This is a genomic window from Rhizobium sp. WYJ-E13, assembly GCF_018987265.1.
Taxonomy (GTDB): domain Bacteria; phylum Pseudomonadota; class Alphaproteobacteria; order Rhizobiales; family Rhizobiaceae; genus Rhizobium.
Window position 1 is genome coordinate 1357905 of sequence record NZ_CP076853.1, and the last position, 23516, is coordinate 1381420.

Annotated in this window: 24 protein-coding genes, 1 tRNA gene and 1 pseudogene; 16 read left to right on the top strand and 10 right to left on the bottom strand. The window is 60.7% G+C overall.

What is annotated here, in order from left to right; genetic code table 11:
• Positions 1–5 precede the first annotated feature (5 nt).
• The 3 genes from KQ933_RS06875 (at position 6) to hflX (ending at position 2627) form a co-directional block, all read left to right on the top strand.
• Positions 6–869 carry a D-amino-acid transaminase gene (locus KQ933_RS06875; protein WP_216757951.1) on the top strand — a complete coding sequence of 288 codons (864 nt, stop codon included), beginning with the start codon at positions 6–8 and terminating at the stop codon, positions 867–869.
• A 110-nt stretch (positions 870–979) separates the two neighbouring features.
• Positions 980–1222: an RNA chaperone Hfq gene (gene hfq, locus KQ933_RS06880; RefSeq protein WP_003539403.1), complete on the top strand. Its 243-nt coding sequence runs from the start codon at positions 980–982 to the stop codon at positions 1220–1222.
• A gap of 79 nt (positions 1223–1301) precedes the next feature.
• Entirely contained in the window at positions 1302–2627 is a 1326-nt protein-coding gene (gene hflX / locus KQ933_RS06885) for a GTPase HflX (protein WP_216757952.1), read from the top strand.
• A 19-nt stretch (positions 2628–2646) separates the two neighbouring features.
• On the opposite strand, the gene mazG is transcribed toward hflX, so the two are convergent.
• Together mazG and KQ933_RS06895 are read right to left on the bottom strand one after the other, a co-directional pair.
• Entirely contained in the window at positions 2647–3492 is an 846-nt protein-coding gene (mazG, locus tag KQ933_RS06890; RefSeq protein WP_216757953.1) for a nucleoside triphosphate pyrophosphohydrolase, read from the bottom strand.
• Positions 3493–3497: 5 nt separating this feature from the next.
• Complete coding sequence (locus KQ933_RS06895; protein ID WP_216757954.1) at positions 3498–4085, bottom strand: nucleoside deaminase; 588 nt, start codon at positions 4083–4085, stop codon at positions 3498–3500.
• Positions 4086–4133: 48 nt separating this feature from the next.
• Here KQ933_RS06895 and KQ933_RS06900 point away from each other — a divergent pair, with 48 nt between their 5' ends.
• Genes KQ933_RS06900 through KQ933_RS06925 form a run of 6 tightly spaced genes read left to right on the top strand, consistent with a single transcriptional unit; the run spans position 4134 to position 9578 of the window.
• Positions 4134–4388, top strand: a complete 255-nt coding sequence (locus KQ933_RS06900) for a hypothetical protein (RefSeq protein ID WP_216757955.1) — start codon at positions 4134–4136, stop codon at positions 4386–4388.
• Positions 4372–5808, top strand: coding sequence for a siroheme synthase CysG (cysG, locus tag KQ933_RS06905; protein WP_216757956.1), 1437 nt, complete (start codon positions 4372–4374; stop codon positions 5806–5808). Before KQ933_RS06900 ends, cysG begins: the two co-directional genes overlap by 17 nt.
• A gap of 1 nt (position 5809) precedes the next feature.
• Positions 5810–6124: a DUF2849 domain-containing protein gene (locus KQ933_RS06910; RefSeq protein ID WP_183729415.1), complete on the top strand. Its 315-nt coding sequence runs from the start codon at positions 5810–5812 to the stop codon at positions 6122–6124.
• Between the two features lie 8 nt (positions 6125–6132).
• Positions 6133–7803: a nitrite/sulfite reductase gene (locus KQ933_RS06915; RefSeq protein WP_183729413.1), complete on the top strand. Its 1671-nt coding sequence runs from the start codon at positions 6133–6135 to the stop codon at positions 7801–7803.
• Positions 7804–7813: 10 nt separating this feature from the next.
• On the top strand, positions 7814–8326 hold the full coding sequence (locus KQ933_RS06920) for a DUF934 domain-containing protein (protein ID WP_112704833.1): 513 nt from the start codon (positions 7814–7816) through the stop codon (positions 8324–8326).
• Positions 8327–8366: 40 nt separating this feature from the next.
• Complete coding sequence (locus KQ933_RS06925) at positions 8367–9578, top strand: UbiH/UbiF family hydroxylase (RefSeq protein WP_216757957.1); 1212 nt, start codon at positions 8367–8369, stop codon at positions 9576–9578.
• Here KQ933_RS06925 and KQ933_RS33345 read toward each other — a convergent pair.
• The 3 genes and pseudogenes from KQ933_RS33345 to KQ933_RS06935 all read right to left on the bottom strand — a co-directional run.
• Positions 9558–9659: pseudogene (locus tag KQ933_RS33345) on the bottom strand (AEC family transporter); the annotation flags it as partial. The gene KQ933_RS06925 and the pseudogene KQ933_RS33345 overlap by 21 nt on opposite strands.
• A gap of 89 nt (positions 9660–9748) precedes the next feature.
• Complete coding sequence (locus KQ933_RS06930) at positions 9749–10498, bottom strand: cytochrome c biogenesis CcdA family protein (protein WP_183804827.1); 750 nt, start codon at positions 10496–10498, stop codon at positions 9749–9751.
• A 239-nt stretch (positions 10499–10737) separates the two neighbouring features.
• Positions 10738–10941 (bottom strand): hypothetical protein, encoded by a 204-nt coding sequence (locus tag KQ933_RS06935; protein ID WP_216757958.1) that lies wholly within the window; start codon positions 10939–10941, stop codon positions 10738–10740.
• A 141-nt stretch (positions 10942–11082) separates the two neighbouring features.
• Between KQ933_RS06935 and KQ933_RS33350 the strand changes: the two genes are divergently transcribed.
• Positions 11083–11262 (top strand): hypothetical protein, encoded by a 180-nt coding sequence (locus KQ933_RS33350; RefSeq protein WP_253958279.1) that lies wholly within the window; start codon positions 11083–11085, stop codon positions 11260–11262.
• A gap of 87 nt (positions 11263–11349) precedes the next feature.
• On the opposite strand, the gene KQ933_RS06940 is transcribed toward KQ933_RS33350, so the two are convergent.
• The 5 genes from KQ933_RS06940 to KQ933_RS06960 all read right to left on the bottom strand — a co-directional run bounded on the left by KQ933_RS06940 (position 11350) and on the right by KQ933_RS06960 (position 16616).
• Complete coding sequence (locus KQ933_RS06940) at positions 11350–11625, bottom strand: hypothetical protein (protein WP_183729405.1); 276 nt, start codon at positions 11623–11625, stop codon at positions 11350–11352.
• 180 nt (positions 11626–11805) lie between these two features.
• A tRNA-Lys gene (locus KQ933_RS06945) sits at positions 11806–11881 on the bottom strand.
• A gap of 206 nt (positions 11882–12087) precedes the next feature.
• Positions 12088–12954, bottom strand: coding sequence for a DMT family transporter (locus tag KQ933_RS06950; RefSeq protein WP_216757959.1), 867 nt, complete (start codon positions 12952–12954; stop codon positions 12088–12090).
• Between the two features lie 10 nt (positions 12955–12964).
• A complete protein-coding gene (locus KQ933_RS06955) occupies positions 12965–15361 on the bottom strand; it encodes a PIG-L family deacetylase (RefSeq protein ID WP_216757960.1) in 2397 nt (798 codons plus the stop codon).
• A gap of 34 nt (positions 15362–15395) precedes the next feature.
• Positions 15396–16616: an ROK family protein gene (locus tag KQ933_RS06960; protein ID WP_216757961.1), complete on the bottom strand. Its 1221-nt coding sequence runs from the start codon at positions 16614–16616 to the stop codon at positions 15396–15398.
• A 260-nt stretch (positions 16617–16876) separates the two neighbouring features.
• On the opposite strand from KQ933_RS06960, the gene KQ933_RS06965 reads away from it, so the two are divergent.
• The 6 genes from KQ933_RS06965 to KQ933_RS06990 all read left to right on the top strand — a co-directional run bounded on the left by KQ933_RS06965 (position 16877) and on the right by KQ933_RS06990 (position 23386).
• Positions 16877–18133, top strand: a complete 1257-nt coding sequence (locus KQ933_RS06965; RefSeq protein ID WP_216757962.1) for an extracellular solute-binding protein — start codon at positions 16877–16879, stop codon at positions 18131–18133.
• An 84-nt stretch (positions 18134–18217) separates the two neighbouring features.
• A complete protein-coding gene (locus KQ933_RS06970) occupies positions 18218–19090 on the top strand; it encodes a carbohydrate ABC transporter permease (RefSeq protein WP_367882520.1) in 873 nt (290 codons plus the stop codon).
• Positions 19087–19944: a carbohydrate ABC transporter permease gene (locus KQ933_RS06975; protein WP_216757964.1), complete on the top strand. Its 858-nt coding sequence runs from the start codon at positions 19087–19089 to the stop codon at positions 19942–19944. Before KQ933_RS06970 ends, KQ933_RS06975 begins: the two co-directional genes overlap by 4 nt.
• Positions 19945–19947: 3 nt before the next feature.
• Complete coding sequence (gene argH, locus KQ933_RS06980; protein WP_216757965.1) at positions 19948–21462, top strand: argininosuccinate lyase; 1515 nt, start codon at positions 19948–19950, stop codon at positions 21460–21462.
• Complete coding sequence (locus KQ933_RS06985; protein WP_216757966.1) at positions 21462–22493, top strand: ABC transporter ATP-binding protein; 1032 nt, start codon at positions 21462–21464, stop codon at positions 22491–22493. The genes argH and KQ933_RS06985 overlap by 1 nt, the downstream gene beginning before the upstream one ends.
• Positions 22490–23386: a carbohydrate kinase family protein gene (locus KQ933_RS06990; RefSeq protein WP_216757967.1), complete on the top strand. Its 897-nt coding sequence runs from the start codon at positions 22490–22492 to the stop codon at positions 23384–23386. The genes KQ933_RS06985 and KQ933_RS06990 overlap by 4 nt, the downstream gene beginning before the upstream one ends.
• Positions 23387–23516: the final 130 nt, after the last annotated feature.

The following is a 23516-nucleotide window of genomic DNA, read 5'->3' on the forward strand; positions in this document are numbered from 1 at the left end:
TTTCCATGCCAAGAATTGCCTATGTGAATGGACGTTACGTGCGGCATTCCGATGCCATGGTGCATGTCGAGGATCGCGGCTACCAGTTTGCCGATGGTGTCTATGAGGTTTGCGAGGTCCGTCACGGCCTGATCGTCGATCTGACCCGGCACCTGAACAGACTCGACCGTTCTCTGGGCGAATTGCGTATCGCCTGGCCGATGAGCCGCGCGGCGCTGACGCAAGTGATTCGCGAGACGCTGCGCCGCAACCACGTCCGCAACGGCCTCTTCTATCTGCAAGTGACGCGCGGCGTTGCCCGTCGCGACCATGTCTTCCCGGCTGAAGGCACGCCGCCATCGATCGTCGTGACTGCCAAGAGCACCGATCCGTCAATCATCGCCAAGAAGAATGCCACTGGCATCAAGGCGATCACCGTTCCCGACAATCGCTGGGACCGCGTCGACATCAAGTCGGTCGGGCTGCTGTCGAATGTGCTTGCGCGCCAGCAGGCGAAGGAAGCCGGCGCACAGGAGGCGATCTATATCGATGCCGACGGCATGGTGAAGGAGGGGGCAGCGACCAATGTCTGGATCGTCGATGCCGATGGTACGCTGGTAACGCGGCCTGCCGACCATGGCATCCTGCGTGGCATCACCCGCACGACGCTGATCGATGTCGCGGCAAAACTGGGGGTGAAAATCGTCGAGCGAAGGTTCTCCGTTTCGGAGATGATGGCCGCCCGCGAGGTCTTCATCACGGCGGCTACAAGCGTTTGTTTTCCGGTGGTTTCCATTGACGGACAGGCGATTGCGAACGGCCATCCGGGAAGCCTGTCACAGAATATTCGGGAAGGCTTTTTCGACGTTGCGGAAAAGATTACGATTTGATACCAAGATTTGCTGGGCTGGAGGAATGAGGGTGCCACCTGCCTTGCTGGAGAGGTTGATTGATATTCTACCGGCTTGATCAGGCCGGCAATAAAGAAAGAAGCGGCGCGATGGCGGAACGTTCTCAGAATCTGCAGGACTTATTTCTCAATACTGTACGCAAGCAAAAGATTTCCCTGACAATCTTTCTGATTAACGGCGTGAAACTCACGGGTGTTGTCACTTCTTTTGACAATTTCTGTGTTCTGCTTCGCCGTGACGGCCATTCGCAGCTCGTGTATAAACACGCGATCTCGACTATCATGCCTGGGCAGCCAATGCAGATGTTCGAGAGCGAAGAAGCAGCGTCCTAAACCAAGGCCAGCCGTCATTTCGACACGCGATACAAAGAATGATTCCATCATCCCTGAGGCCGCCAAGCACAGGGATGATATGCGCGCGACTGTCGTCGTGCCGGTGCTGAAGTCGCGCTCGCGCGGCGGTCAGACTGAGTCGGCCTCGACCCGCACTCCCGAAAGCCGTCTCGACGAAGCGACGGGTCTTGCCCAGGCGATCGACCTCGATGTCGTCAACGCATCGATCGTCTCCGTCAACGATCCGCGTCCGGCGACGCTTCTCGGCACGGGCAAGATCGAGGAAATCAAGCACCTGCTGGACGAGCGTGATTCCGGCTTGGTCATTGTCGATCATCCGCTGACGCCTGTGCAGCAGCGTAATCTGGAAAAGGAATGGAACGCCAAGGTCATCGACCGGACGGGCCTGATCCTCGAAATCTTTGGCCGCCGCGCCTCCACCAAGGAAGGCACGCTGCAGGTCGATCTTGCGCATCTGAACTACCAGAAGGGCCGGCTGGTTCGAAGCTGGACCCACCTTGAGCGCCAGCGCGGCGGTGGCGGTTTCATGGGTGGTCCGGGTGAAACCCAGATCGAAGCCGACCGCCGTCTGCTGCAGGATCGCATCATCAAGCTCGAACGTGAACTGGAGCAGGTCGTCCGCACCCGTCAGTTGCACCGGGCCAAGCGTAGGAAGGTGCCGCATCCGATCGTGGCGCTCGTCGGTTATACTAACGCCGGCAAATCGACGCTCTTCAATCGTATCACCGGGGCAGGGGTTCTCGCCGAAGACATGCTCTTCGCGACGCTCGACCCGACGTTGCGCCGCATGAAGCTGCCGCATGGCCGCACCGTCATCCTCTCCGATACCGTCGGTTTCATCTCCGATCTGCCGACCCATTTGGTCGCCGCCTTCCGCGCAACGCTGGAAGAGGTGTTGGAAGCCGATCTCGTCCTGCATGTGCGCGACATGTCCGATGTGGACAATCAGGCCCAGAGCGCCGACGTACTGCGTATCCTGAACGACCTCGGCATCGATGAGGCCGAAGGCCAGCGCCGCATTCTCGAGGTCTGGAACAAGATCGACCGGCTGGAGCCGGAAGCCCACGACGCCATCGTGCAGAAGGCTTCGACCATGCAGAATGTCATTGCCGTTTCCGCCATCAGCGGCGAGGGCGTCGACAGGCTCATGGATGACATCAGCCGTCGTCTGTCCGGTGTCATGACGGAAACGACGATCACGCTGCCGGTGGACAAGCTGGCGCTGCTGCCCTGGCTCTACGACCATGCCGTCGTCGATAGCCGCGAAGACAATGAGGATGGTTCGGTGACGCTGGAGTTGCGTCTGTCTGAAACCGAGGCTGCCGAGCTTGAGCGTCGCATCGGCCATGGCCAGAGGCCTGCAAAGGAAGACTGGGAGCGATAAGCCTGTTGGTGGGCGGAGCTCACTCCGCGCCAGCAATGACAGCCCGCTCGATCGCCTTCGCCGCTTGCCAGATCTCTTCCATCCGCTCCAGGCTGGCTGCCTCCAGGCTCTCGCCTTCTGCATCAAGAACCGTCTCGATATGATTGAATCGGCGTCTGAATTTCGTATTCGTTCCACGGAGCGCCTGTTCCGGATCGGCCTTCACGTGTCGCCCGATATTGACCATCGCGAAGATCAGGTCGCCGAGTTCATCGCTGACCTTTGATTTATCGCCCTCGCGCAGTGCGACGCGCAACTCGTCAACCTCTTCCTCGATCTTGTCGAGGATCGGTTCAGGCGCCGACCAGTCGAAGCCGACCTTGGCGGCGCGCTCCTGAAGTTTGAGCGCTTCGGTCAGCGCCGGAAAGCTGCGCTGCACGGAGCCAAGGAAGCCTGCCTTGAAATCTTCAGTGATGCCGCGGCGCGCCCGACGTTCCGCACGCTCGCGTTTTTCAGCCTGCTTGATCTCGTCCCACTGCTTCTTCACGGCATCGGGTGTATCCGCATCCGAGCGAGCAAAGACATGAGGGTGCCGACGGATCATCTTGCGAGTGATGGCTTCCACGACATCGCCGAAGGAGAACTCGCCGGCTTCTTCGGCCATGCGCGCATGAAAGACCACCTGCAGCAGCAGGTCACCAAGCTCGTCGCAAAGGTCGTCCATATCCTTGCGCTCGATCGCATCTGCAACCTCATAGGCTTCTTCGAGCGTATAGGGCTTGATGCTCTCGAAATCCTGCTCGACGTCCCAAGGGCAACCGGTCTCAGGATTGCGAAGTGCCGCCATGATCTCGATCAGGCGCGAAATGTCTTTCGAAGGTTCCATGGTCCTCAGCTCAGCGGAATGTCGTTGGCGCTCTTGGTGGCCTGATAGGTGTCGGAGAGGGCGGCGTAGCGTGATTTGATCCGCGCTGTCTGCGCCTTGAGGTCAGCCTTCAGCTGATCATCCTCGGTCTCGACAAGATCTGCGATCGCAAAGCTCTTCCAGAAGGCATTCTGCCGCCTGTAGCCGCCAGGCTCGAGCCCGAAGACTTCCTTCAGGATCTTCAGATCGTGCGGAATCGCAAAGCTGTCGCGCGAATCCTCGTGGCTGAAGAAATAATAGAAATTATCGAAGCCGGCCCAGGTGATAGCCGACATGCACATGGTGCAGGGTTCGTGCGTGGAGAGAAAGATCAGGTCCTTCGTCGCCGGCTTGTCGTTGAGCTCGTAGAAGCGTTTCAGCGTGTGCACTTCGCCGTGCCAAAGCGGATTTTCCAGCTCGTTATTGGTTTCGGCGAGGATGAGCGACAGATCGGATTTGCGCAGGATCGCTGCCCCGAACACCTTGTTGCCGGAGGCGACGCCGAGCTCCGTCATCGGTAGGATATTCTCTTCCATGACCTGCAGGAGGCGGTTGGCGATTGTCTTTTCCGGCATGAAATTCTCCTGTTTCACCCATCCTATCGCCCCGCGGAATGAAGCGGAATGCATAAGTCCGGCACCGGGGACTTTGCCACAGGCTTTATCGCTTCGTCCTTTGGCATCGGACAAAAAGCTGCGACAACCGCTCAAGATATGTGCTTTTTGCGCCGCACGGGTGAGTTTTCTCAAATCATTGATCAACCGGGTAAAAGAATACGCGACCGGCTGGCCTTTGGAATTCTGTTTCTTCATTCGCCTGTCCGGAGAATGCATATTCGGGCAACTTCGAAGTGGATTGAGAATGCTTCCCAGGACTGAACAGCTTTCGGTATTTCCCGCCTTCTTTCGCGTGCAAGGTCGGACTGTGGCCGTTTTCGGCAATGGCGACGAAGCTTTCGCCAAGGTTCGCCTGCTCTTGAACACGCAGGTGCGCATCATTGCATATGCCGATCGCCCGGAAGCCGATTACCACGCCTTTCTGATTGCCAACCGCATAGAAACCGTCCGCGCTCCTTTTGTGCCCGAACAGATAGAGGGTGCCGCACTGGTGTTTGCCGCAACCGGCGACGCTGAGCAGGACCGCCTGATCGTTGAAGCGGCCCGCGCCGCGAAGATCCCGGTCAATGCCGTCGACCAGCCCGATTATTGCGATTTCTATACACCGGCTCTCGTCAATCGCGCGCCTGTCGCTGTCGCGATCGGCACGGAAGGCGCTGGTCCGGTGCTCGCCCAGATGATCCGCGCCCAGATCGATCAGATGCTGTCTCCATCCCTGGGTCGTCTCGCAGCGCTTTCAACCAGTTATCGCAAGGCGGTCGAACATCTGGTTCCGCGCGGCGTCTCGCGTCGCATCTTCTGGCGTCGTTTCTTCTCCGGAGCGGTCGCGGATGCTGTCGCCAATGGCAATCTTCCGCAGGCCCGCCGCGCTGCCAATGGCCTGCTGCGGTCGCTTGATCGCGTCGAAGGCCATGTCTGGCTTGTCGGCGCCGGCCCCGGTGCTGAGGACCTTCTCACCTTGCGCGCCCAGCGCGTGATGATGGAGGCCGATGTGATTGTCTATGACGCACTCGTGCCGCAGGCGATCGTCGATATGGGACGCCGCGATGCCGAGCGTCTTTCGGTCGGCAAGCGCAAGGGCTGCCATTCGAAGTCCCAGGAAGAGATCAACGATCTCCTGGTCGATCTCGGCCGTCAGGGCAAGCGCGTCGTGCGCCTGAAAAGCGGCGATCCGTTGGTCTATGGCCGGGCCGGGGAAGAGATGGCCGCCTTGCGCGCCGCCGGCATCTCCTACGAGATCGTCCCGGGTATCACCTCCGCCTTTGCCGCTGCTGCCGATTTCGAACTGCCGCTGACGCTGCGCGGTGTTGCCTCTTCGCTGGTCTTCACGACCGGGCATGATCTGACCGGCGACGTTCTGCCGGATTGGGCAAGCCTTGCTGTGTCCGGTGCCACGATCGCCGTCTATATGGGCCGCACGGTCGCAGCCTCCGTTGCCGAGCGGCTAATGCAGGCCGGTATCCCCGAAGAGACCACCGTTGCCGTGATTGAGAATGCCAGCCGCGCGGACCGCCGGCTGCTGCACGGAACCTTGCGTGATCTTCCGGACCTGCAGCACCGCGACGAGTTGACGGGACCAGTCATGGTCATTATCGGCGATGCGGTCGCAGGCGCCAATTTCGAACTGTCCGAACCGTTGGTGCGTGAGCGCATCCGGTTCGATGAACTTGCAAGGAGCTGACATGGTAGACAAGGTTCTGACCGCCAACCGCCTGACGGACGGCATCGCCGTCTGGCTGAACGCCAATGGCGAGTGGGTGACCTCGTTGCAGGAAGCGCTTGTCGCTCGCCATGCCGAAGCCGTCGCGGCCCTCGAGGAGATCGGCAAGAAATCCTATGCTGACAACCTCGTCGTCGACGTTGCCGTTGTCGAGGTTCAGGAGACCAACGGCCAGCTCTGGCCGCTGCGTCTGCGCGAGCGCATTCGCGCCCAGGGGCCGACCATGGAATATGCGCCGGGCTACAAGCCGGCTGATCCAGAATTCATTGCAGTCTGAGGAAGACGATGTACCGTTACGACGAATTTGACCATGCCTTTGTCGCCGAGCGCGTCGAGCAGTTTCGCGATCAGGTCCAGCGCCGCCTTTCCGGCGAACTGGCCGAGGACGCATTCAAGCCGCTGCGCCTGATGAACGGTGTCTACCTGCAGCTTCACGCCTATATGCTGCGCATCGCCATTCCTTATGGCACCCTGAGCTCGCGCCAGATGCGCATGCTCGCCCATATCGCCCGCACCTATGACCGCGGCTATGGCCACTTCACCACACGCCAGAACCTGCAGTTCAACTGGCCGAAGCTATCCGAAATACCTGATGCGCTTGCCGACCTTGCGAGCGTCGAGATGCACGCCCTCCAGACCTCGGGCAACTGCATCAGAAACGTGACAGCCGATCACTTCGCCGGCGCCGCCGCCGATGAGATCGCCGATCCGCGCCCTTACGCCGAAATCCTGCGCCAATGGTCGTCGGTCCACCCGGAATTCTCCTTCCTGCCGCGCAAGTTCAAGATTGCTGTGACCGGTGCCGAGCGCGACCGCGCCGCCATTCAGGTCCATGATATCGGCCTGCACCTGAAGAAGAATGACAAGGGCGAGATCGGTTTCGCCGTCTATGTCGGCGGGGGGCAGGGCCGCACGCCGATGGTCGCCAAGCTGATCCGTGACTTCCTGCCGGAAGAAGATCTTCTGTCCTACACGACCGCCGTCATGCGCGTTTATAACCTGCATGGCCGCCGCGACAACAAGTACAAGGCCCGCATCAAGATCCTCGTCCACGAGACCGGTGCCGAAGAACTCGCCCGTCAGGTCGAGGTCGAATTCGCGCAGTTGAAGGACAGCGAACTGAAACTGCCGGAAAAGGACGTGCAGGCAATCACCGCCTACTTCGCACCGCCGGCCCTGCCGGAACGTGCCGAGGGCTGGGAAAACCTTGCCCGCTGGAAGAAGGCCGATCCGGCTTTCGCCCGCTGGGTCCAGCAGAATGTCCAGCCGCACAAGAACCCCGACTACGGCATGGTGACGATTTCGCTGAAGCCGATCGGGGGTATTCCGGGTGATGCTTCGGACTCGCAGATGGATGCGATCGCCGATATTGCCGAGGAATATGCCTTCGACGAAATTCGCGTCAGCCATGAACAGAACCTCATCCTGCCGCATGTCGCGCTCGCCGACCTCGAAGCCGTCTATCGCGGTCTCGTCGCGATCAATCTGGCTGAAGCCAATGCCGGACTGATTACCGATATCATTGCCTGTCCGGGGCTGGACTATTGCGCACTCGCCAATGCGCGCTCCATTCCGCTCGCCCAGGAAATTTCCCGCCGCTTCGGCGACGCGGCCCGTCAGGCCGAGATCGGCGAGTTGAAGATCAAGATCTCCGGCTGCATCAATGCCTGCGGCCATCACCATGTCGGCCATATCGGCCTGCTGGGCGTCGAGAAGAAGGGGGCCGAGCTCTACCAGATCACGCTCGGCGGTTCCGGTGACGAACATACGTCGATCGGCGAAATCATCGGCCGCGGCTTCGAGCCGGACAAGGTGACGGATGCGATCGAGACGATCGTCGATACCTATCTCGGCCTGCGCCTCGATCCATCAGAGATATTCCTTGCCACCTATCGCCGTGTTGGTCCGCAGCCCTTCAAGGACGCGCTCTACGGCTCGGCTGCGGAAGCGGCATAAGGACGAGATGATGACGAAGATCTGGAGAGAAACCGGTTTTGTCGAAAACGATCCCTGGGTGATCGAGACCGACGAGGTGAAGGCAACGGGTGATCAGAAGCCGCTTCTGACGCTCGATGAGCTGATTGCCAAGGCCGATGAGAGCAACGATGTCGGCTTCGGCGTGCTGATCAAGCCGGCAGACGATGTTCTAAAGCTAGAGCCTTATCTCTATCGCCTGGAGATCGTGGCTGTCGCATTTCCGGCCTTCAACGATGGCCGCGCCTTCAGCCACGCTTCGCTTCTACGCCAGCGCCTCGGCTACACCAACGAGCTGCGCGCGGTCGGCGATGTGCTGATCGACCAGGTGCCGCTGATGCTGCGCGTCGGCATCGACAGTTTCGCCGTCACCAACGAGACGGCGATCCGCCGTCTGTCGGAAAAGCGCCTGCCGTCCATTCCGCATCATTATCAGCCGGCGGTGCGTGACGCCGAAGCCGGCAAGGGCTATAGTTGGCGCCGTCAGGCAAAGCCGGCCGCCTGAGGCTGCCGGTTTGCCGTCTTTTTGATGACGGAACGATAGCATGAGCAAATTCGAAGTGGCGGTGATCGGCGGCGGTCTCGCCGGCATGATCGCCGTGATCGCCCTGGCACGCGGCGGTCGCAATGTGGCACTGGTCGCCCCTCCATCTCCCAAGGAAGATCGCCGCACCACGGCATTGATGGATCAGTCGATTCGCTTCCTGGATCGGCTCACCCTCTGGGAAAAACTTCGCCCGGCAGCGGCTCCGCTCACCAGCATGCGCATCATCGACGGCACGAATCGCCTGCTGCGTGCCCCGACCACGAGTTTCCGTTCCGCCGAGGTAGGGCTCGAAGCTTTCGGCTACAATTTTCCGAACAAGGCATTGATGGATGTGCTCGAGGCTGCGGTCGCGACCGAGGGCAATATCAAGCGTTTCACTGTCATGGCCGAAACGATCAGCATCGCTTCGGAAGCGGTGACGATCAAGCTTTCGGACGGCGAAGAGATCAGTGCCGATTTCGCCATTGGCGCCGATGGCCGCAAGTCGAAGCTGCGGGAAACCGCCGGCATCGATGTCCGCACCTGGTCCTATCCGCAATCGGCCATGGTGCTGAATTTCGCCCATACGCTGCCGCACCAGAATATCTCCACGGAGTTCCACACGGAGCACGGTCCCTTCACGCAGGTTCCGCTGCCGGGCAACCGCTCCAGCCTTGTCTGGGTTCAGAACCCTTCCGATGCCACAGCCCGCATTGAGCTGTCGCTGGCCGAACTCGGCAATGTCGTGGAAGAGCGTATGCAGTCCATCCTCGGCAAGGTCACTGTGGAGGAGGGCGTGCAGATCTGGCCGCTGTCTGGCATGATGGCGCATCGCTTCGGCAAGGGCCGCATCGCGCTGATCGGCGAGGCCGCCCATGTTTTTCCGCCCATTGGCGCGCAGGGCCTCAACCTCAGCCTGCGCGATATCATGGCATTGACCGATCTTCTGTGTACGCGCGCCGAATTGCCTATTCCCTCGGATGCCGGCAGCAGCTTTGATCGTAAGCGTCGTGTCGATATCATGACGCGAACGGCAAGTGTCGATCTCCTCAATCGTTCGCTGCTGTCCGACTTCCTGCCGGTGCAGGTTCTGCGGGCCGCCGGCTTGCACATTCTGTCGGCCATCCCGCCGCTGCGTAATATCGTCATGCGCGAAGGCATCGAGCCGGGCCGCGGCCTTCGCGATATTCCCGAGGCGATCAAGGAGCGCCTAAAGCGGAAGAAAGCCTGATCTTATTGCAATCAGGCCGAACGATGCCATCACCACTGATGGCATCGTGGTGATCAGGATTGTCGCCGAGGCTCGTTCCTGCCGGCCAACTATCGCCGGTCGATGACGGGTGATAGCTGCCGACGGCTTTTTCCAGTTGGGCATTTTGCGGGGCAGGGCGAGATCTCCGCTTAGCCGATTTGCATCAGGATCGGAAAGGTCTGCTGGAACCAGATCGCCACATTGCTGACCCAGCCGAGGAGGAAGGCGAGACCGGTCAGCACCAGGAAGACGCCCATGATCTTCTCCACCGTGCCGAGGTACCGGCGGAAACGCGACAGGAAGCGCATGAACGCCCCGGAAAAGCCGGCCGCGATCCAGAAGGGTACGGCAAGGCCGAGCGAATAGACGGCAAGCAGCCCGGCGCCGGAACCGACCGTATCACGCGACGCGGCGACACCGAGGATCGCCCCGAGCACCGGCCCGATGCAGGGCGTCCAGCCGAACGCGAAGGCAAGTCCCATGATGTAAGCGCCCGTCAGCGTCGCCGGCTTGCCGCTGCTCTGGAAGCGGGCTTCCCGCGACAGGAGGCCGATTCGGAAAAGCCCGAGAAAATTCAGCCCCATGACGATGATGATGAGGCCACCGATCTTGGCGAGCAGATCGAGGTGCTGGCGCAGCACCATTCCGATCGTCGAGGCGCCGGCGCCGAGCGCCACGAAGACAGTCGCAAAGCCAAGCGTGAAGAAAAGTGCCGAAAACAGCACACCGCGCCGCACATCCGGGGCTGCGGCAACCGTACCGCCGCCGCGGAACTGCTCGACGGAAATGCCCGCCATATAACAAAGATAGGGTGGTACGAGTGGAAGCACGCAGGGCGACAGGAAGGAAAGCGCTCCGGCAAGCAGTGCGCTCCAAAGGGAAATATCGGCAATCGACACGCATTCTCTCCGGCAGCAATTGAGCGATGTTCCTACCGCCGCAGACGGGAGATTGCCAATCACCTTTTTGCGCTGATCGGAGCTGGCCAGCGGACCCGTGCGTTCCGAAGCGGGACAGAGCATGTGGATATTAACTGCGCATAAACCACCACAGGCACTGTGAATGGATCGACTCACGCGCTCTCGTTGGTATGGCCGGGCATTTGCGGACACCCCACTGCAAGTGCCGGGAGGTCCGGCTAGGTATGCGAGAGGCCGATGCCGGGTCTCCCGCTGCTCGTCCGGAAATCGACGAGACAGCCGATGCCGGATTGGATCGAATCGCGGAGATCGCTGACGAAGGTCTGCTGGATGTTTATACGCTTCTGCATCGCCACGATGGCTGACAGACTGCTGATAATCCGAAGCTGGAAGTTGCGGATCTGATGTGGCTCCGATGCCAAGCCGTGCGATTCCAAGTAAATAATAGCCACAGGGGCCAGCGCCGTGGAAATGGGCTGTAAGCCTTTTCCGGTATAAAGCCCATTCAGTTGCGGTGACTGCGTGATAGATTGCCGCCAGAGAATCCACGAGGAGAAGCATTGATGAGCAGATTTCGGGCATGTGTGGCAGTCGGAGCGCTGATTGGCATTTCGGTGTTGACGGCATGCGCAACTCCCCCGAATTCATACGGTTCCGCATCAGGCTACGTGCCGGGAGATTCGTTGAACAGAGCATGCCAGGATGGTTTCAGGCCGAGAGACGGGCGCTCCTGCAGCTACTGATGGTGATCGGACGAGACATCGAGCTGCCAGGATTACAGCGAACCGCTTGAAACATCGTGTTGCTCATCTGCGCCTGGCAGCATCCCGTCAATGCAACTGCGGCTCGTCCTCATCCTCATCGAGAAAGCTCTGCACGCCATCTCGTTCTGCGGTGGCCAGGAATTCTTCCCAGGCGTCCAGGTCCGTGGCGAATTTATCTTCCCAGCTGGTCACGACTTCGGTTTGGGAGATGACTTCGAGGGTCCAGTCTCCGTTGGTGCCTGCCGGCCGAAATATATCGACGAGGACGGTTACTCCACCGTCTTCGAACTCGCCGGAAAAATCAGAGTGCTCAAGCTTCGGTTCTCTAGTCTTTTTCGCCATTTCAATCTCCAGCACTGGAAGGCGCATCATTCTCACAAAGGCAACGGTACTGAACGCCTCGCATTCTCGGACGTCGATCGTCGGACTAGCGGATCAGGCTGACGCCTGAGTCTTCCGCGTGCCAACCTTACGTCGATTCGCAAATCGTTATCTCTACTTCGGTGAAAAGAAAGGCAGTTATGGTGAGAGCGATGGGGCTCGAACCCATGACCTACTGATTAAAAGTCAGTTGCTCTACCAGCTGAGCTACGCTCTCCCTCTCCGCGGGTGCGAAGCACCCCGGCTGGAAGTGCGCGGAACATAGGCAGGTGACCTATCGCGGTCAACTGAAAAATCTTCCTATTCATTGTATTGCGCACATTTCTTGCCCGCCACCATTTTCAAAACCGGCATTGCCCGGCCATCACAATCGAGCGCGGGGGATATGGGACCCGTTGATCAGTAAATGTGGTCGACGCTGTGTTAACGCTTCCGTCGCTCCAGAAAGGTGATTGCCTGCAGTGTGGCGATGATGACGACGATGCCGATAAGCGTGCGAAGATCGGGCACCTCATTGAAGAAGAAGTACCCGCTCGCAGTCGCAAAGACGATCGACAGATAACCGAATGGGGCAAGCAGGCTGGCGCTGGCGATCTGATAGGCTCGCAGGAAGCAGAATTGCCCGAGTTGTGCCAGAAGACCGATGCCGAGCAGGGCGGGCCAGTCTTCGCTGCGTACCGGTTGCCAGACGAAGAGCGCGGGAATGAAGGTGATGACGGTGAGACCGGCCGTGTAGAAGACCATCATCACGGTGGTATTCTCGTAATGCAGCATGCGCGTCTGGATCGTCGCGAATGCTCCGAAGACGATCGAGAGCAGCACGGCCACCAACCCGATATTCCAGGCGAATGTATCCGGCGCCAGCATGATCAGCACGCCGACAAAGGCGAACACCGCGCCGATCCACCGCCAGCGGCTCACTCTTTCGCCCAGCATGGCGACGGCCATCAACATCGAGACCAGCGGCCGCGTGAAGCCGAGCGCATTGACCAGTACCAGCGGCAGCATGGTGAGCGCTACGAAATTGCTGGTCAGCGCCACAGCGTTGCAGCTGATACGCATGACGTTGCGCAACGGATCTCTGGAATTGGCAAGCTGCCGGCGATGGCGCCAGATCAACGGCAGGATGAGCACGAGCCCGATCAGCGCACGAATGAAGACGAGCTGGATAGCCGGATAGGATGCGCCCTGCATCTTCACGAGCACCGTCATGCCCGTCACCAGCGTCGTATCGGAAAGCAGCCAGATGATGCCGAAACGGCTGTCCCTGGCTGCTGTAAAGCCATCCATTTCGCTCGCCTCAGGCGGGCTGGACGAGGTTGGCGATCAGCCGGAAGGCGCCGGGCACCAGCTTGTCGAGCTGATGATTCAGCACGAGGCTCGTATGCGTATGCCGCCCCTTGCCGATTTCGGCTGATATCAGCGCGCCCTTGAGGGGCTGCTCTTCGGGGTCGTGCATCGCAACGAGCGGCACATAGGCATCGTCCCAGCGGGAAGCGAAATAGAGGCCGCGTTCCTTGTCCCAGCCCTCCCAGTCGGCAGAGGCGATCTTGTTCGGCCCCTGCAGCAACGGGTGCGCGGGTCCCAGCACGGTGACGTCAGCGGTTGGATCGGTCACGCGCCAGCGAAGGGAAGGAGAGCCGACCTCGATCCGCTTTGGCGGCGTGGTATCAGGCTGCCAGCCGTCGCTTGGACGATGATAGAGCGTCAGCAGATGTCCGCCCTCTTCGACAAAGCGATGCAGGCGGGTCGTTGCAGCCGCCAGATCCTTGCGGATGCCGAAGGCGAAGATGCCGATGACGATGGTTGTGAAGCGGGAGAGATCGCCTGACAGAGCCTGTGCGTCAAGTTCCGTGACATCGAGTCCCATGCGATCAAGCCAGGGGCCAACGCGATCCGCGCCGCCGCCGACATAGCCGATTTTCGCGCCATCAGGCAGTTTAAGATCGAGCGCCAGAACCCGCAGCAGCTCCGGCTCACGGAAGCTCATGCGGCCGATATGCGGATAGGCGATCGGCGAGATGCGCATGGCCGGCTGACCATCCACAAGCGGCGCGATGGCGAGGAGGCCGGGTGTTATAGCGGCAGGAGGCGAAAGCTTGAGGGCGCCGTTGTCTTCCTTGACAGTCCAGCCGGCCGGAGCGGAAAAGCCGATACGCCCCGCAGAGGCAGCCTTGATCGTCAGTTCCTGCCTGTTGCCGTCAACGGGAAGGATGAACGCGTTGGGCTGGAGGCTCAGCGAATGTTGCGGCGCGACGGTAAGCGGCTCCTCGAGATCGACAGTCACTTTTACCGAGCGGCCGCCGATCCGAGCCCTGATATCGACGGAAGCATTGCCGTTGCCGCCAAGGCTCGACCATGCCGGCAGGTATTGCCGGGTGAGAGGGGCATCGGCCGTCGATCTCAGTTCGTAGACGATCGATAGCGGCGAGGTTTCCTTCAGACTGGCCGAAATGCCCTCGGGCAATCTTGGATCCGCATCGGATACCGCAGTGCCGGCATTGCCGCTGAGATGGAGCGTCAGTTTGCCGGTTGCACCAGGCGAAAGCTCGGCGGGCTCGGCAACGGCCCGGACGAAGACCTGCTCGGCCTCGCACAATGCCGCATCGATTTCTACAAGCTTGCGCCGCAGACGATGGCCGTGCGCATCCAGGAATGCTTCGGGCGCATCGGCAAGCGCTCTTTCAACTTCGGCTGCCGCTTTCAGCAGCGCATCCACAATGGCGGATCTCTCAGGGAAGCGCTCGATCGCCTTGCCGATCGCGCCATCTGCCCGCATCAGCGCATCGACGACTGTTTGCGGCAGGTCCGTCTCTCGCGCCAGATCGGCAAGCGTCGAGGGAAGCGAATCGAGAACGGAGGTTTCGGCAACGGAACCTTCGGCGCTGAGTTTCAGATGCAGCGGCCATTCATTGTCGCCGGTATCATACCAGCGGCCCATGCCCTGCGAGGCATGGTAACAACGGGACCATTCGCCAATGTGGGCGTAGCTGACGCCGCTGACAGGTTCGAGGCCCGTGGCTTCGAGTGGCAGTGTCGTGGCCGGCGGCGGCACTTCGTCGTCATAGGTATCGCCGCCACCTGACCATGCGGGTAGGTAGAATTTTGCCACCTGCCAGGGCGTCAGCCCTTCGTCGAGATGTTCCGGAAAGGCGGAGGCGTCGGCCGCAAGGCTTATTGCGGTCTCCGCCGCACGCGTCATGGCGCGGTGGTGTCCATGCTGCCCCGGTACGTCGAGGAAGGTCGGAAGTACGATATCCGGACGCTCTGTGCGGTAGGCACGCACCAGCCGCTCGACAATGCGCTTCTCGCCCCAGCGGTCGAACGTCCGGTCGCCATTCTTGGAGAAGCCGAAATCATGGATCGGATCTTCGGGACCATGGCCGAGCCAGTGGATATCGGCGTCGAGTTCGCGCGCCGCTTCCTCCATCTCGCGGCTGCGCACGATGCCGAGCGCGCCGAGCCGTTCAGGCCCCAGCGCATTCTGACCGCCTTCACCGCGCGTCGAGCAGGCGACGATGACGCGCATGCCGAGGCCGAGACGCAGATAGGCGAGCAGGCCGTTGTGCTCGTCGTCGGGATGCGCACCGGTATTCATCATGGTGACGGTCGAGGTCAGGCGCGAGAGCGCCCGATGCAGACGCGTGAGCGAAAGGCTCCGCTTCTGTCTTTCAATACGGTCTCGATCGGTCAGCATGGTTCCTCCGTTGGGGGACCGGCGGCGCGCTTTCTTAGGCTGCGTTATCGGCGGCGGCGGTCGGTGAAATATCGAGTTTGGGGGTGACGGCTTCGAAGAGCGGTAGGGCGGCAGCGCCGAGTGCTGCCGTCAGCTGTCCCGTCTGGCCGCGGATGACGCGCGGAAGCGCGCGCGTGCGCCGGCTGGCAACGGAGACGGGAAGCGTCTGCATCGCCGCGACGATCTCGTCGATGACCACATCGGGCAGTGCACCGCCAAGGATCACGGTCTCCGGATCGAGAACGTTTTCCAGCATCGCCACCATCGGCGAAAGATAGTCCGCAGTCTCAGCGATCCATTCCTTCACGACGGGATTGCCTTCGCGGTGCAGCACCTCGATCGCCGCAAAATCGGCGTTATCATAGCCGGCCTCGGCAAGCTTCTCCTTCAGCGCATGCAGCGAGGCGTAGCGCTCCAGGCAGCCGCGCTGGCCGCAGGGGCAGGGTTTTCCACGCGGGGCGACGACGACATGGCCGATTTCGCCGGCATTGCCGAAGGCGCCGCGGAAGGGCGCGCCGTCATGGATGAGGCCGAGGCCGACGCCGACGCCGAAATAGATCATGCAGAAATTGGAGATGGCGCTGCCCGCACCGAACAGCCGCTCGCCCACGGCCGCAGCATTTGCATCGTTTTCGACAATGACGGTTTCGCCACTGGCTTCGCTCAGGACGGCGGCCGGATTGATGCTGCTCCAGCCGGGCAGGGTGGTCGGGCCGACCGAACTCATGCCTTCAATCTCGAAGGGGCCGGGCATGACCACGCCGATGCCGAGAAGTTTTGAAGGGAAACGCTTGCGAACTTTCCTCACCTGGTCGGCAAAGAGCGGAATGATATGTTCCGGGCTGGTATTCTCCACCGGCATGATGGTCTCGGAGCGCACCTTGCCGGAGAGATCCAGCACCGTCGTCACCATATGGTCGGCGGCGATTTCGACGCCGATGGTGACGGCACCATCAGGATTGACGGCAAACTGGATCGGCGGCTGCCCACGGCCGGAGCGCAGCCGGCCGATTTCCATCAGCAACTTCTCACTGACGAGCTCATCGACGATATTGGCGACGGCCTGCGCAGTCAGATGCGTGAGCTTGGCGATATGCATGCGGCCGAGCGAGCCATGCATACGTACGACATCGAGCACGACACGGCGATTGTGGTCGCGGCTGCGCTCGGGGTTCTTGCCCATCGCGATCTGCTGCTTGCCGGATTGCCGTATCATCTCTCCGCCCTCGTCTGCCGATATGGATAGCGCCGATATCATGAGAGGAGCAATAGAATAATTAAACTAAATTATCTTATTGACAAAACCTTCCGTCCGAACCAGCCTGAAAAGGTCGCACTGCGATGCCGAGGAAGGAGGAGCCTCAGTTCCATCTTCCCGAGCCAATCAAATCGGGGCGCCGGCGAAATCGCGGGATGCCCTGGGGAACCAGATGAGCGCGAGCGGCATGAAGGCCGGCTCGGCAATGGAGGGATAACATGCGTCGCGGAATCTTATTTGCCGGCCTGTTTGCCGGCATCAGTATGGTTGCGGTCAACAGCGCCCAGGCGGTCGAAATCGAATATTGGCAGTATGTCTACGACACGCGCGTCAAGGCGATGGACCAGCTGATCGCCAATTTCCAAAAGGCCAATCCCGACATCACCGTCAAGCAGACGACCTTCCCCTATGCCGACTACCAGACTCGCGTCGTTGCCGCCAATCTCGCCGGCAACGGTCCCGATGTCATGCAGCTCTTCTACGGCTGGCTCGACCAGTTCATCGCCGGCGGCCTTTTGCAGCCGCTGCCATCAGACGCTTTCCCGCATGACCAGATCGAGAAGGATTTCTTTCCGATCGTGAGCGCCATGAAGCGCGGCGACGATTATTACGGCCTGCCGACCGCGGTCCGCTCGCTGGCACTCTTCTACAACAAGAAGCTCTTCCAGGAAGCTGGCCTCGACCCGAGCAAGCCGCCGCAGACCATCGATGAATTCGTGGCTGCCGCCGAAAAGACGGTCAAGCGCGATGCCGCCGGCAACATTGCCGTCGAAGGCACGACGCTCGATATGGGCGGCCAGGATCACCAGTGGTGGCGCGAAGTGCTGATCCGCCAGTTCGGCGGCGAGCCTTATACGGCGGACTATTCCAAGGTCACCTACAATAGCGATGCCGGCCTGAAGGCGCTGAAATTCTACACCAGCCTGCAGACCGAAAAGAAGGTCGGCCAGGCCGGCTTCATGGATGAAGGCCAGGCAGCCTTCCGCGGCGGCAAGGCGGCAATGACGATCGACGGCACCTTCCGTCTCGGCTCCTTCGGCAGCATCAAGGATTTCGAATGGGGCGTCACCGAGCTTCCGGCCAATGCCGACGGCCTGCGTTCCAACTATGCGAGCTATTTCGCCAACGGCATCGGCGCCAAGGTCTCCGGCGAAAAGCTTGAGGCCTCCAAGAAGTTCCTCGCCTACGTGACCTCGCCGGAAGCCATGAAGATCTGGCTCGGTACTGTCGGCGAACTGCCGGCTCGCCGCGAAGCCGCGCTGACCGACGAAAACCTCAACAACCCGATCTATGCGCCGTTCCTGAAGGCGCTTGCCTATTCGCACACCTCGCTCTTCGTGGATGAGGCCGGCCAGCGCCAGAATGCCATCGATATGGTCAACCGCGTTCTCCTCGAGGGTCAGTCGCCCGAGGATTCCCTTGCTCAGGCCGCAACCGCCGAGCAGGAAATCATCGACAACGCCAAGAGCAAATAAGGGACGGCCATGAGCTCCGCACCCGCGAATACGGAAGGGGCGGCGATCAGCCGTCCCGCCGGATCGTTCTGGGATCGGCTGACGATGCGCCAGAAGCGCCTCGTCTGGGTCTGGACGTTCCTGGCCCTTCCGATCCTGTTTTACTGCGTGATCCGCTTTTATCCGACACTGCAGGCCTTCTACCTGTCCTTCACCAATTGGAACCTGATGAAGCCGCCGAAATTCATAGGCGTCGCCAATTATGTGAAGCTCTATAACGACCCGCAGTTCTGGAAGGTTTTTCGCAACACCTTCACCTATCTGATCATCGGCACGCCGATCAGTCTCGTGGTCGCTTTCGTCGTGGCCTTTTTCCTGGATCGTGTGCGCTTTCTGCACGGGCTGATCCGCGCGCTCTATTTCCTGCCGTTCCTGACGACGGCCGCCGCCATGGCCTGGGTGTGGCGCTGGTTCTACCAGCCGGCCCCGATCGGCGTCATCAATGATGTGCTCGGCATGGTCGGCCTGCCGCAGCAGCAGTTCATCCGCTCCGTCGATCAGGCGTTGCCATCGATCATGGTCACGGCCATCTGGGCCGGGCTCGGCTTCCAGATCATCATCTTCATGGCCGGTTTGCGCGCCATTCCGAACACCTTCTATGAGGCTGCGAAGATCGATGGTCTCGGCGAATGGCCGATCCTGTGGAAGATCACGCTGCCGCTCCTGAAACCGACGACCGTCTTTCTCGTCGTTTTCTCGTCGATCGGCTTCCTCCGCATCTTCGACCAGGTCTACAACATGACGACGAACGATCCCGGCGGCCCGCTCGGATCGACCAAGCCTCTGGTTCTCATGATCTATCAGACGGCCTTTTCATCCTACAACATGGGGTATGCGGCGGCGCAGACCGTGGTGCTTTTCGCCATCCTCCTCTGCGTCTCCCTGCTGCAGCTCTGGATCCTGAGGGAACGTAAATGAGCGCCGTGACGACCGCTACTGCGGCACCGCTGCCGAAAGCCAATATCCGCCCCGGCGCGATCATCACCTGGACGCTGCTGTTCATTGGCGGTCTCATCATGGTCTCGCCGCTGCTGTTCATGTTCTCGACCTCGCTGAAAACGGCAGACCAGATCTACGACCTACGCCTCATCCCGGCCGATCCGACGCTGCAGAACTATATCACTGTTCTCTCCGACGGCCGCTTCATGCGCTGGTTCCTGAACTCGACGATCGTCGCCTGCACGGTGACGCTCTCGAATGTCTTCTTCGATAGTCTCGTCGGCTACACGCTTGCCAAGTTCGAATTCCGCGGCCGCTACCTGATCTTCCTGGCGATCCTCTCGACGCTGATGATCCCGACGGAAATGCTGGTCATCCCCTGGTATCTGATGTCGGCCCAGCTCGGCTGGCTGGACAGCTATTGGGGCATCATGTTCCCGGGCATGATGACGGCCTTCGGCACCTTCCTGATGAAGCAGTTCTTCGAGACGGTCCCGAATGACTTCCTCGAAGCCGCGCGCATCGATGGCCTGAACGAGTTCCAGATCTGGTGGAAAGTGGCGATGCCGCTTGTCACCCCGGCGCTCTCGGCACTTGCCATCTTCACCTTCCTCGGCAACTGGACGGCCTTCTTCTGGCCGCTGATCGTCACCACCAGCCGCGAACTCTATACGCTGCCGGTCGGCCTATCGAGCTTTGCCGTCGAACAATCCATCCAATGGGAAATGATCATGACCGGTGCGGCACTCGCGACATTGCCGACGCTCATCGTCTTCCTGGTGCTGCAGCGCTACATCGTGCGCGGCGTCATGCTGGCCGGCCTGAAGGGATAGAACATGACCGAAACCAATCCACGCGTGGCCGACAGGACCGTTTTTCCTGATCCGGTCTATAAGGAAACGGTGCTGAAGCCGCTTTTCGACGGCGCCAAGACCCATCATGTCGACGGCTTCCGCCGCATCGACCGCGCTCATCTGGTGATGCTCGTCGAAACCGGCATTCTGGAGCGAGAACAGGCCGGCAAGATCGCCGTTGCACTCGAAGCGATCGATCGCGACATCGACCCGGAAAAGCTCGTCTATACCGGCGAGGTAGAGGACTTCTTCTTCCTGATCGAAAAGGAACTGAAGGCCCGTATCGGCGTCGATATTGCTGGCCGCCTGCATACGGCGCGTTCGCGTAACGATATCGACCACACGCTTTTCAAGCTCGGCCTGAAGGAGCGCATCGACGCGCTTATGGTCAAGGCGCGAAAACTGCTCGATGCGATGATTGCCACCGCCGATTGGGAAAAGGAGACGCTGATCGTCGCCTATACCCACGGTCAACCGGCACAACCGACCACCTTCGGCCATTATCTTTCGGCGGCGATCGAGGTGCTGATCCGCGATATCGAGCGCTTTGCGGAAGCCCGTGAGATCGTCAACCTCAGCCCCATGGGTGCTGCGGCGATCACCACGTCGGGCTTCCCGATCGATCGCGCCCGCGTTGCCGAACTGCTTGGCTTTGCCGCGCCGCTGCGCAATTCCTACAGCTGCATCGCAGCCGTCGATTACACGACCTCGACCTTTAGCGCGATCGAGCTGATGTTCCTGCATCTCGGCCGGCTTATTCAGGACGTGCAGTTCTGGACGAGCTTCGAGGTCGGCCAGATCTATGTGCCGAACGCGCTGGTGCAGATCTCCTCGATCATGCCGCAGAAGCGCAATCCGGTGCCGATCGAGCATATGCGTCATCTGGCGAGCCAGACCTTCGGACGCGCCCGCACCGTGCTCGACGTCATGCACAATACGCCTTTCACCGACATGAATGACAGCGAGGGCGAGACGCAGGGCATGGGCTATGAAGCCTTCCATTCGGCAGGCCGCGTGCTTGACCTGCTCGCCGCCTTCGTCGCCCAGATCAGCATTGATCCGCAGCGGGTAGCGGAGAACATCCGCCGCTCCTGCATCACAATCACCGAGCTTGCGGATTCGCTGGTCCGCCGCGAAGGGCTGTCCTTCCGGCAGGCGCATGAGATTGCCGCGACCGTCGCTCGCGAGGTGGTCGCCAAGGGTGGTGGTCTCTCGGATGACGGCTACGAGCCTTTCCTCGCAGCTTTCCAAGAATTGGCTGGCCGTAAACCCGGTATCGACAAGGCACAATTTGCCGCGATCGTCTCGCCGGAACATTTCGTTGCCGTCCGTGCCCGTTTCGGCGGTCCTGCGCCGGCACCGATGGCGGATGCGCTTGCAGCCTATCAGGAAAAGGCCGCCGCATTCGCCAGACAGGCACAGGAGAATGCAGCGCGCGAAGCCGCCGCTGCTGAAGAACTTCAAACCAGATTCACGGCATTGATGGGGGCCGCCTGATGGCAAATATCGAACTGCAGGGGCTCGTCAAACGCTATGGCAAGCTCGATGTCGTGCACGGCATAGATCTCGCGATCGCCGATGGTGAATTCGTCGTCTTCGTTGGCCCGTCCGGCTGCGGCAAGTCGACGACGCTGCGCATGATCGCCGGCCTCGAAGATATCTCGGGCGGCACGCTGAAGATCGGCGGCGAGGTGGTGAACGAACGCGAGCCGAAACAGCGCAACATCGCCATGGTGTTTCAGAACTACGCCATCTATCCGCACATGAGCGTGCGCCAGAATATCGGCTTCGGCCTGTACACTTCGAAGCTCTCGCAGGCGGAAAAGGACAAGCGCATCGATGAGACCGCGCAGATCCTGGGGTTGACGGATTATCTCGCCCGCCGCCCGGCGGCCCTCTCTGGCGGTCAGCGCCAGCGTGTCGCGATCGGCCGCGCAATGGTGCGCAACCCCTCGGCCTTCCTCTTCGACGAGCCGCTATCGAACCTCGATGCACAGCTTCGCACCCAGATGCGCATCGAGATCAAGCGCCTGCACCAGCGGCTCGGCACGACGATCGTCTATGTCACCCACGATCAGGTTGAGGCCATGACCATGGCCGACCGGATCGTCGTCATGAAGGACGGCCATATTCTGCAGGCGGGAACGCCGATGGATATCTACGAAAACCCCGCCGACGTCTTTACGGCGCGCTTCATCGGCAGCCCCTCGATGAACCTTCTGCCAAGCACCGCTGCGGCCGATGGCATCCGCATCGGGCAGGGCGGTCCGCACCTGATCGGCGTGCGGCCGCATGATCTTGTTATCGGCGAGGGGGCCGGCGTGCTGTCGCTCTCAGGCACAGTCACCGCAGTCGAGCCGCTTGGAGCCGAGACGCTGGTGCATTTCGATGTCGCGGGCACATCGGTGATTGCAACCGCCCCCGGTAAGGTGATACCGGCCGTCGGCGGCGTCGTGAATGCCCATGCGGCCTCCGGTGCTCTCTATGTTTTCGATGCAAGAACGGAAAAGGCCCTCGGGCGCCAATGACATCTGATAATGACATGCGATCGGCGGTGCTTAGCATCGGCCGGATCTATTGCGACCTGATCTTCACAGGACTGGAGACCATGCCCGTTCTCGGGCGTGAGATATTCGCCGATGACTTGCGTATCGCGGCAGGCGGCGGCGCTTTCATTATGGCCGCTTATTCGGCCCATATCGGTCGCAAGACCGCCCTGCTCTCCCGTCTCGGGACTGATGGGCTTTCGAGCGGCCTGACCACGGAACTGCAGGCAAGCGGCGTCGATTTACGCTTTCTCGATCGGGCCGCCGATGCCGGTCCGCAGGTCACCGTCGCAATCAACAATGGTGGGGAGCGGGCCTTCCTCTCCCGGCGCGCCGGCGGCGCGAAACCGGCAACGCTTGGCGAAGCGCTTGCCTGGAACGAGGCGCGTCATCTCCACATAGCGGAATTTGCGACACTCGCAGAAATTCCCGGCCTGGTCGGAAAGGCCAGGGAGAACGGCCTTACCGTATCGCTCGATCCGAGCTGGGACGAGACCCTGATCTATAAGCGTGATTTTCTCGATTGCTGCGCCGGCGTCGATCTCTTCCTGCCGAATGTCGAGGAAGCCGTTGCCATCACCGGATGCTCCGATCCAGCTGAAGCTCTGGACAGGCTTGCGACGCGCTTCCCGATGGTGGCGCTGAAGGCAGGCGCTGGCGGTGCTTATTATGCGGCCGGTGATATGCGCCTCCATCAGAATGCCCCGACCGTCAAGGTCGTGGATACGACGGGCGCGGGCGATGCCTTCAATGCCGGGCTCATCCACGCGTGGCTTGGCGACGCGAGCCCTGATATCTGCCTGCGCGAAGGTATTGCCATGGGCAGTCTCGCGGTTCAGGCTGCGGGCGGCGCTGCAATCCTGCCTGCACGTTAGAGCTTGAACGATACCGCGGCCTTTCCAGAGTCGCGGATCGCTCTAGGTTGACCGAAAGCGGCGCAGAAATCGCTGTGCCGGATGCAACCTGAATATTCGCATAGAGCCCGCGGAGCTTGTTGCCGAACGG

Coding starts and splice junctions, on each gene's coding strand:
- KQ933_RS06875 (WP_216757951.1), top strand. CDS start 6: ATGCCAAGAATTGCCTATGTGAATGGACGTTACGTGCGGCATTCCGAT.
- hfq (WP_003539403.1), top strand. CDS start 980: ATGGCGGAACGTTCTCAGAATCTGCAGGACTTATTTCTCAATACTGTA.
- hflX (WP_216757952.1), top strand. CDS start 1,302: ATGCGCGCGACTGTCGTCGTGCCGGTGCTGAAGTCGCGCTCGCGCGGC.
- mazG (WP_216757953.1), bottom strand. CDS start 3,492: ATGGAACCTTCGAAAGACATTTCGCGCCTGATCGAGATCATGGCGGCA.
- KQ933_RS06895 (WP_216757954.1), bottom strand. CDS start 4,085: ATGCCGGAAAAGACAATCGCCAACCGCCTCCTGCAGGTCATGGAAGAG.
- KQ933_RS06900 (WP_216757955.1), top strand. CDS start 4,134: ATGCATAAGTCCGGCACCGGGGACTTTGCCACAGGCTTTATCGCTTCG.
- cysG (WP_216757956.1), top strand. CDS start 4,372: ATGCTTCCCAGGACTGAACAGCTTTCGGTATTTCCCGCCTTCTTTCGC.
- KQ933_RS06910 (WP_183729415.1), top strand. CDS start 5,810: ATGGTAGACAAGGTTCTGACCGCCAACCGCCTGACGGACGGCATCGCC.
- KQ933_RS06915 (WP_183729413.1), top strand. CDS start 6,133: ATGTACCGTTACGACGAATTTGACCATGCCTTTGTCGCCGAGCGCGTC.
- KQ933_RS06920 (WP_112704833.1), top strand. CDS start 7,814: ATGACGAAGATCTGGAGAGAAACCGGTTTTGTCGAAAACGATCCCTGG.
- KQ933_RS06925 (WP_216757957.1), top strand. CDS start 8,367: ATGAGCAAATTCGAAGTGGCGGTGATCGGCGGCGGTCTCGCCGGCATG.
- KQ933_RS33350 (WP_253958279.1), top strand. CDS start 11,083: ATGAGCAGATTTCGGGCATGTGTGGCAGTCGGAGCGCTGATTGGCATT.
- KQ933_RS06940 (WP_183729405.1), bottom strand. CDS start 11,625: ATGGCGAAAAAGACTAGAGAACCGAAGCTTGAGCACTCTGATTTTTCC.
- KQ933_RS06950 (WP_216757959.1), bottom strand. CDS start 12,954: ATGGATGGCTTTACAGCAGCCAGGGACAGCCGTTTCGGCATCATCTGG.
- KQ933_RS06955 (WP_216757960.1), bottom strand. CDS start 15,361: ATGCTGACCGATCGAGACCGTATTGAAAGACAGAAGCGGAGCCTTTCG.
- KQ933_RS06960 (WP_216757961.1), bottom strand. CDS start 16,616: ATGATACGGCAATCCGGCAAGCAGCAGATCGCGATGGGCAAGAACCCC.
- KQ933_RS06965 (WP_216757962.1), top strand. CDS start 16,877: ATGCGTCGCGGAATCTTATTTGCCGGCCTGTTTGCCGGCATCAGTATG.
- KQ933_RS06970 (WP_367882520.1), top strand. CDS start 18,218: ATGCGCCAGAAGCGCCTCGTCTGGGTCTGGACGTTCCTGGCCCTTCCG.
- KQ933_RS06975 (WP_216757964.1), top strand. CDS start 19,087: ATGAGCGCCGTGACGACCGCTACTGCGGCACCGCTGCCGAAAGCCAAT.
- argH (WP_216757965.1), top strand. CDS start 19,948: ATGACCGAAACCAATCCACGCGTGGCCGACAGGACCGTTTTTCCTGAT.
- KQ933_RS06985 (WP_216757966.1), top strand. CDS start 21,462: ATGGCAAATATCGAACTGCAGGGGCTCGTCAAACGCTATGGCAAGCTC.
- KQ933_RS06990 (WP_216757967.1), top strand. CDS start 22,490: ATGACATCTGATAATGACATGCGATCGGCGGTGCTTAGCATCGGCCGG.